A 7,449-nucleotide genomic window follows, 5' to 3' on the forward strand; every position below is an offset into this window, starting at 1 on the left:
ATATAGATGAATTTAATAGATACTATAAACAAAGATAACCTCCCAAAACACCTGGCCATCATTATGGACGGAAATGGCCGTTGGGCAAAACAAAAAGGTTTATTAAGAGCTCTTGGCCACGAGAGCGGTACAAAAGCAGTTCGGGAAACGGTTGAAACCTGTGCCAAATTAGGCATAGAAAATCTTACATTATACGCTTTTTCTACTGAAAACTGGAACCGCCCAAAACTGGAAGTAGACACACTAATGAAATTACTCATCAAATCATTGAAAAATGAGCTAAAAACCTTGATGAATAACAACATTAAATTAATCACAATTGGCAACTTTGAAAAACTTCCTAGCTCTGCACAAAAAGAATTATCCCAAGTAATTTCCCAGACAAAAGACAACGACCGAATGACGCTTACCCTTGCCCTGAGCTATGGTTCGCGAGAAGAAATCGTTTCTGCAATTAAGGAAATAAGCAGTAAAGTTAAAAATAATATAATTTCAATAGACGCTATTGACGAATCAATTATTAATCAGCATCTTTACACGCAAAATTTACCGGATGTAGATTTATTAATACGAACCAGTGGCGAACACAGAATCAGCAATTTCTTACTTTGGCAAATTGCTTACGCAGAATTGTACTTCACAGATGTATTGTGGCCTGACTTTAGAGAAAAAGATTTATATGAGGCTATCATTAGTTATCAAAAAAGAGAACGTAGATTTGGAAAAACAAGTGAACAAATTAAATAAAATTTTAATGTTAGATAAAAGCATTAAGCTATTCTTAACCGTATTAGTTTTAGGAAATATATTTCAGGCAAAAGCCCAAGAACAAGACAGGTTACCTTTTGACCAAGGAAGAGAATACATTTTAGCCGATGTTAAAGTTATTGGTAAAGTTTCTTATAATGAACAAACAATTGTAACATTTGCTGGCCTTCAAAAAGGTCAAAAAATCGTTGTTCCTGGTGAAGAAATCAGTACCGCTATAAAAAAACTGTGGAAACTTGGTTTATTTAACGAAATCGATACTTATGTAAATAGAATTGAAGGCGACAGCATATTTATTGATATGTATATGACTGAGGTTCCAGGACTTAACGAAGTAAAAATACAAGGTGTCAAAAAAGGCAAGATTGAAGCTTTAATAAAAGAAAACAATCTTACAAAAGGAAAAAAAGTCAACGAAAACCTTATTACTACAACAAAAAACTATCTTGAAAACAAATACAAGAAAGACGGTTTTTACAATACAAAAGTAGCCATCAATACCATTGCAGACACGACTGATGGAAACAATGTGAACATGGTAGTCAATATTGACAAAGGAAGTAAGGTAAAAGTAAGCAGCATTACCTTTAACGGAAACGAGCAATTTAAAGATGGTAAGCTTAAAAAAGCGATGAAAAACACCAAAACCAGATTCCCGTTGCGTTTCTGGAAAGGTTCTAAATTCATCAACGAAAAATACCAAGAAGACTTAACAAACATTGTTAAAAAGTACAAAGAAAAAGGTTTTAGAGACGCAAGAGTTGTTTCTGATTCTGTTTCTTACAACAAAGCAAACAATACTGTTGCCATCAATTTAAATATTGAAGAAGGAAACAAATATTATTTTGGAGACATCAAATTTTTAGGCAACTCTGTTTATTCTGACCAAGGACTTCGCTCCATGTTGGGCATCGAAAAAGGAGATGTTTATAATGGTGTTTTATTAGAAAAAAGAATCGCAGATAAAACAGCTCCCGACGGAAACGACATTACCAACTTATATCAAAATAATGGCTACTTGTTCTCTACAATTAATGCCGTAGAGGTTAGAACTGCAAATGACACGATTGATTTCGAGATTAGAATTCAAGAAGGTCCAATGGCATACTTCAATAAAATCTCAGTGGTTGGTAACGACAAAACAAACGATAAAGTTATTTACAGAGAGATTAGAACAAGACCTGGACAAAAATACAGCAAAGAATTATTGGTAAGAACAATTCGTGAGCTTGGACAATTAGGTTTCTTTGACCCACAAGCACTAGAGCCAAAATTCTTAAATGTGGATCCAGGGGCAGGAACTGTTGACATTGAATACAATGTGGTTGAAAAAGGATCAAGCCAAATCGAACTACAAGGTGGTTATGGTGGCGGTGGTTTCATCGGAACACTTGGACTTTCATTCAACAACTTCTCAATCAAAAACATTTTCAACAAAGACGCTTACACACCGCTTCCGATGGGAGACGGACAAAAATTGGCGCTTCGTTTGCAAGGAAGTTCTTATTTCCAAACGTACAGTTTGTCTTTATCTGAGCCTTGGCTTGGAGGAAGAAAACCAGTTCAATTCACAGGATCGGTTTCTCACAGTAAGCAATTTTTATATTCAGGCGGAAATGATGTAGACAGAGACAAAAGTTTCAACATCACGTCGTTATCTGTTGGTATCGCAAAACGTTTGAATGTTCCAGATGATTATTTTGTATTGTCACAAGGAATTAGTTTTCAATATTATGACTTAAACAATTACAACACTGGTTTGTTCAGTTTTGGTAACGGAAGTTCAAGAAACTTAGCCTACACAATTGGTTTAACAAGAAACAGTAAAGCGATTGACCCAATTTTCCCTATTCAAGGATCAGAATTTAGCGTCAGTGCAAAACTTACATTGCCTTACTCACTGTTTAACGGAGTAGATTATAAAAACCTTGGAAACAAAGAAGAATTTCAATTAGCAGACGGATCACCTGATCAAGCAAAAATTGACCAAGAAAAATTTAAACTATTAGAATATTACAAAATTAAATTCAAAGGTGACGTCTATACAAAATTTATTGGTAAATTCGTATTGCGTACATTAGGAGAATTTGGATATTTAGGCGCTTACAACAGTGACAGAGGCGATGTTCCTTTTGAAAGATTTTTTGTTGGAGGTGATGGTTTGGCCAATTATTCTTTAGATGGTAGAGAGGTCATTCAGTTAAGGGGTTATGAAAATCAATCTTTGACACCTTTAATAAATGGATCTAGAGACGGAGCAACAATTTATAATAAATTCTCTTTAGAATTAAGATATCCAATCACTTTAAAAGGTGCTGCATCGATTTATGCCTTATCTTTCTTAGAAGCGGGTGGAGCTTGGAATGGTTTTAAAGATTACAACCCGTTTTCTTTACAACGTTCTGCCGGTGTTGGTTTAAGAATCTTTATGCCTGCCTTTGGATTATTAGGTATTGATTTTGGTCACGGTTTTGATGCCGCTCCAGGAACAACGCAAAAAAGTGGATGGCAAACACACTTTATCATTGGACAACAGTTTTAAGAAAAATAATTTTGGCACGATATTTTCTAATACATTTATAAGAATATGAAAAAAAACTTTTTAATATTATTTTTATTAGCCACAGTAGCCGTTAATGCTCAATCTGGTCGTGGAGTCCTTATCGGATACATTGATATGGAATATATTTTGGAGAAAGTTCCAAATTATGCCGAAGCAAATAATCAGCTAGAACTTAAAGCTCAAAAATGGAAACAAGAAGCCGAAGTTAAGAGAAATGAAATCACAAAGCTGAAAGAAAATCTAAAAACAGAAAGAGTTCTTTTAACTAAAGAATTAATTGAAGAAAAAGAAGAAGAAATTTCATTCTTAGAAACGGAATTATCCGATTTTCAACAAAAAAGATTTGGACCAACGGGTGATTTAATGACGCAGAAAGCTGTTTTAGTTAAACCCATTCAAGACCAAGTTTTTACTATCGTTCAAGATATTGCTGCTGCAAAAAAATATGATTTTGTATTTGATAAATCATCTGATTTGACAATGCTTTTTGCAGCAAAAAACAGAAACATTAGCGACCAAGTGGTCAGACAATTGGTCAGAGCTGAAAAAAGAGAACAATTGACAAGCAAGCAATTGAAAGATGAAGAAGAAAGAGAACGCAAGCAAGATTTAATTGACTCTAATCCGGAGCTTTCTGAAAGAGAAAAAGCGAACGAAGAGAAAAGAGAAACCAGACAGCAAATGATTGAGGATCGAAAAGCTGCTGCCGCTGCTGCTGCAGAAGCTAAAAAACTGGAATATGCTGAAAGAAGAGCTCGCCTTTTAGAAGAAAGAGAAGCAAAGAAAAATGCGGCTAAACCAAATAGTGAAGGAAATAAAGCTGGCGAAGGTGAAGAAAATTCAACTACAGAGACTAATAAAACACCAACAGAATCAGTAAACGAAAAAAGAGAAGCTGCTGAACAAGTGAGACAAGCAGCTGCTGAAGAAAGACAAAGAAAACTTGACGAAAGAAAAGCGGCTCTTGAAGAAAAAAGAAAAAAAATTCTTGAAGATAGAGAAGCGCTGAAAAAAGAAAGAGAAGAAAATAAAAACACAACAACTCCACCAGCAGGAGAAAATTAAAATTAAAACTAAATTAATTAATACTTTAAAATGATGAAACAATTGAAATCTTTATTAATCGCCGCATTGTTAATAATCGGTGCTAACCAAACCGCTAATGCTCAAGCAAAAACAGCACACGTAGATGTTGCTGAAATCATGACGAAAATGCCAGCGGTTATTGAAGCTAACAAACAACTTCAAAAACTACAAGAAACTTACGCTGCTGAATATACTACTCTTTCAACTGAGTATACAAACAAAATCAAGAAGTATACTGCAGAAGAGCCAACAGCTGGTGATAAAGTAAATCAAGAAAGAGGTCTTGAAGTACAAGACATGCAAAAAAGAATGAGAGATTATTCTGAAAATGCTCAAAAAGAATTACAACAAAAGGAAGCAGATTTACTTAAACCAATTGAAGAAAAAGTAAAAGCTTCAATTTCAAAAGTTGGTAAAGCAAAAGGATACCAGTATATTTTGAACTCTGCAGGATTACTTCTTGCTGATGGTCCAAACTTAACTGCTGACATCAAAAAAGATTTAGGATTTTAATATCTGAAAATAAAAATTTTAAAAACTGCTCAATATTTTTGAGCAGTTTTTTTTTATATTTGTTTCTATGACAAACTCGAACCCAATCGGCCTTTTTGACTCTGGAATTGGTGGCACTTCCATCTGGCAAGAAATTCATAACCTGCTTCCAAACGAAAATACAATTTACCTAGCTGACAGTAAAAATGCTCCTTACGGACAAAAGTCAAAAGAAGAAATTATAGATCTAAGCTTTAAAAATACTGAGTTTTTATTAAATCATAATGCAAAAATGATTGTCGTGGCTTGCAATACCGCAACAACAAACGCTATAAAAGAATTAAGAGAGAAGTTTAAGATTCCCTTCATCGGAATTGAACCAGCTATTAAACCCGCAGCAAACAATTCAAAAACGCAAACAATAGGCATTTTGGCTACAAAGGGAACTTTAAACAGTGAACTTTTTAATAAGAATGTAGAAAAATTCCATGAAACAACCATCATTGAACAAGTGGGATTTAATCTGGTCAAATTGATTGAAAATGGTGAAATGTATTCCGAAGAAATGACTTCTTTATTGCAACAATACCTTACGCCCATGATTCAAGCAAATATCGACTATCTTGTTTTGGGTTGCAGTCATTATCCTTATCTGATTCCACAAATCAAAAAAATACTCCCTCCAAATGTCAAAATAATTGATTCTGGCCAAGCCGTTGCAAAACAAACACTCAAAGTACTAGAAGACAAAATCGGACTTAATAACGAGCTTAAAAGCAGTAATCTTTTTTACACAAACTCAAATCCCAAAGTTTTACAGAATATTCTTCAAAACAAATATGTAGTTACTCAAAAAGATTTCTAAAATAAATTTATTTGTCTTCTTTAAGCCAACTTGAATACATGACATAATTATTTGAAATCCTTTCAATTTCTCCAGCAAAATCAGACTTATTAATGTCTTTAACTTTCTTTGCCGGAACACCTGCATAAATTGACCCTGATTCAACAGTTGTGTTTTGTGTAATCACAGCACCCGCCGCAACAATAGAATTGCTTTCAATTACGCAATTATCCATTACGATGGCTCCCATACCGATCAAAACATTATCGTGAACCTCACAGCCGTGCACAATGGCATTGTGGCCGATTGAAACGTTATTACCAATGATTGTTGGATGTTTCTGATAAGTACAATGAATTACCGCGCCGTCTTGAATATTTACTTTATCCCCTATTTTAATATAATTTACATCTCCTCTAATCACAGCATTAAACCAAACACTACAAGAGGAACCAAAACTAACATCACCAATTATTGTTGCATTTTCAGCAACATAACAGTCTTCAGGAATTAATGGACTTTTACCATTTACAGATTTTACTAGCATAACTTTATAGAATAAAAAAATCCCGATAAAATTATAAATAATATCGGGACATGAATTAATATCAACTGAAATTTAGTTAACCGCAGGACAATTACAATCCCATTTTTCTCTTTTACAGAAAAGGTTTATACCTAATGTAATTTGGTGAAAACCACCATTGTCAAATTTAACATCTCCTGTTAAATGAGAGTAAGTATAGGCGATCATGAAATTTTTATAATTTAAACCAACAATTGGAGTAATGTATTGCAATTTTTGATCAGAAATACTGTTTCCATCAATATATTGCGCTCCATCAAAACTTCTTCTATAAGATAATCCACCCCAAAGTCTTCCAAATTCTAATTCTTTGTAAACTTTTGCATTAATGTCAATTGTTTTCTCTTTGGTTTCATCAACATATTGAAACAAGAAAGAAGGCTCTATCTGAAGTCTATCCGCATCCCCAAAAACATATCCAGCACTGAACAAGTATTTTCTTAAGTTATCCGATTCAAAATCAGTATAGATTTCTCTTTTAATATTTGACACTGCATTTTTAACTGTAAAGTGCGCATAAAAGTCTAGATAATTATAAGATGCACCAAAATCAACATTAAAATAAGAATCTTTTTGATAAACACCTCCAACAATTACTGGATCAAATTCACCACCAAAAGCAGTTTCATCTAATTGACTTTGTACGAGACCTGCACTCATACCAAATGATAATTGGTTCAAATCATATTCTCCTCTAGAAAACATAATATGATGTGCATAAGTAATTTTTGCTCCAGATTGTGAGTGGTAACCATTTTTATCATTAAATAAAATAACTCCCATTCCTGATTGTTCTCCCACTCTACCGTTAAAACTTAAAGTCTGTAAGGCTGGGGCATCATCTTGGCCAAACCATTGTTGACGTGCAGTCAATCTAACTTTAGCACAATTTGCGGCTCCCGCCATTGATGGATGTATCAAATAATAATTGTCTGACAAATAATCTGAATATACTGCAATTCCTTCTTGTGAAAATGAAACTTGTGATAAAAACAATAATACTGCTAAATACCTCTTTTTAAAATTCATGGGGTCTATCTTTTTAATGAAAAATGCGCTCTAAATTCTTTTGCCACTCCTTGCTCCACATATTCTACTCTAAACCAGTAG

7 protein-coding genes are annotated in these 7,449 nt (G+C 33.8%); 5 read left to right on the plus strand and 2 right to left on the minus strand.

The window, feature by feature from the left end; all coding sequences use genetic code 11:
• The first annotated feature begins 6 nt into the window (after positions 1-6).
• The 5 genes from EG849_RS13185 (at position 7) to murI (ending at position 5,774) form a co-directional block, all read left to right on the plus strand.
• Complete coding sequence (locus EG849_RS13185) at positions 7-747, plus strand: isoprenyl transferase (RefSeq protein WP_125013562.1); 741 nt, start codon at positions 7-9, stop codon at positions 745-747.
• Positions 680-3,310: a BamA/OMP85 family outer membrane protein gene (locus EG849_RS13190; RefSeq protein WP_125013563.1), complete on the plus strand. Its 2,631-nt coding sequence runs from the start codon at positions 680-682 to the stop codon at positions 3,308-3,310. Before EG849_RS13185 ends, EG849_RS13190 begins: the two co-directional genes overlap by 68 nt.
• 45 nt (positions 3,311-3,355) lie before the next feature.
• The gene (locus EG849_RS13195) at positions 3,356-4,396 is read left to right on the plus strand and encodes an OmpH family outer membrane protein (protein WP_125013564.1); all 1,041 of its coding nucleotides are present in this window, start codon (positions 3,356-3,358) and stop codon (positions 4,394-4,396) included.
• A gap of 33 nt (positions 4,397-4,429) precedes the next feature.
• The gene (locus EG849_RS13200; RefSeq protein ID WP_125013570.1) at positions 4,430-4,930 is read left to right on the plus strand and encodes an OmpH family outer membrane protein; all 501 of its coding nucleotides are present in this window, start codon (positions 4,430-4,432) and stop codon (positions 4,928-4,930) included.
• 67 nt (positions 4,931-4,997) lie between these two features.
• Positions 4,998-5,774, plus strand: coding sequence for a glutamate racemase (gene murI / locus EG849_RS13205; RefSeq protein WP_125013565.1), 777 nt, complete (start codon positions 4,998-5,000; stop codon positions 5,772-5,774).
• A 7-nt stretch (positions 5,775-5,781) separates the two neighbouring features.
• Here murI and EG849_RS13210 read toward each other — a convergent pair whose 3' ends face one another.
• On the minus strand, positions 5,782-6,300 hold the full coding sequence (locus tag EG849_RS13210; RefSeq protein WP_125013566.1) for a gamma carbonic anhydrase family protein: 519 nt from the start codon (positions 6,298-6,300) through the stop codon (positions 5,782-5,784).
• Positions 6,301-6,372: 72 nt separating this feature from the next.
• Positions 6,373-7,368: a PorP/SprF family type IX secretion system membrane protein gene (locus tag EG849_RS13215; protein ID WP_125013567.1), complete on the minus strand. Its 996-nt coding sequence runs from the start codon at positions 7,366-7,368 to the stop codon at positions 6,373-6,375.
• Positions 7,369-7,449 lie beyond the last annotated feature (81 nt).

The organism is Flavobacterium macacae (assembly GCF_003865365.1).
GTDB classification, from domain to species: Bacteria; Bacteroidota; Bacteroidia; order Flavobacteriales; family Flavobacteriaceae; genus Flavobacterium; species Flavobacterium macacae.

Excerpts from the sequence above, each read along its gene's own strand:
- EG849_RS13185 (WP_125013562.1), top strand. The coding sequence starts at position 7 with ATGAATTTAATAGATACTATAAACAAAGATAACCTCCCAAAACACCTG.
- EG849_RS13190 (WP_125013563.1), top strand. The coding sequence starts at position 680 with ATGAGGCTATCATTAGTTATCAAAAAAGAGAACGTAGATTTGGAAAAA.
- EG849_RS13195 (WP_125013564.1), top strand. The coding sequence starts at position 3,356 with ATGAAAAAAAACTTTTTAATATTATTTTTATTAGCCACAGTAGCCGTT.
- EG849_RS13200 (WP_125013570.1), top strand. The coding sequence starts at position 4,430 with ATGAAACAATTGAAATCTTTATTAATCGCCGCATTGTTAATAATCGGT.
- murI (WP_125013565.1), top strand. The coding sequence starts at position 4,998 with ATGACAAACTCGAACCCAATCGGCCTTTTTGACTCTGGAATTGGTGGC.
- EG849_RS13210 (WP_125013566.1), bottom strand. The coding sequence starts at position 6,300 with ATGCTAGTAAAATCTGTAAATGGTAAAAGTCCATTAATTCCTGAAGAC.
- EG849_RS13215 (WP_125013567.1), bottom strand. The coding sequence starts at position 7,368 with ATGAATTTTAAAAAGAGGTATTTAGCAGTATTATTGTTTTTATCACAA.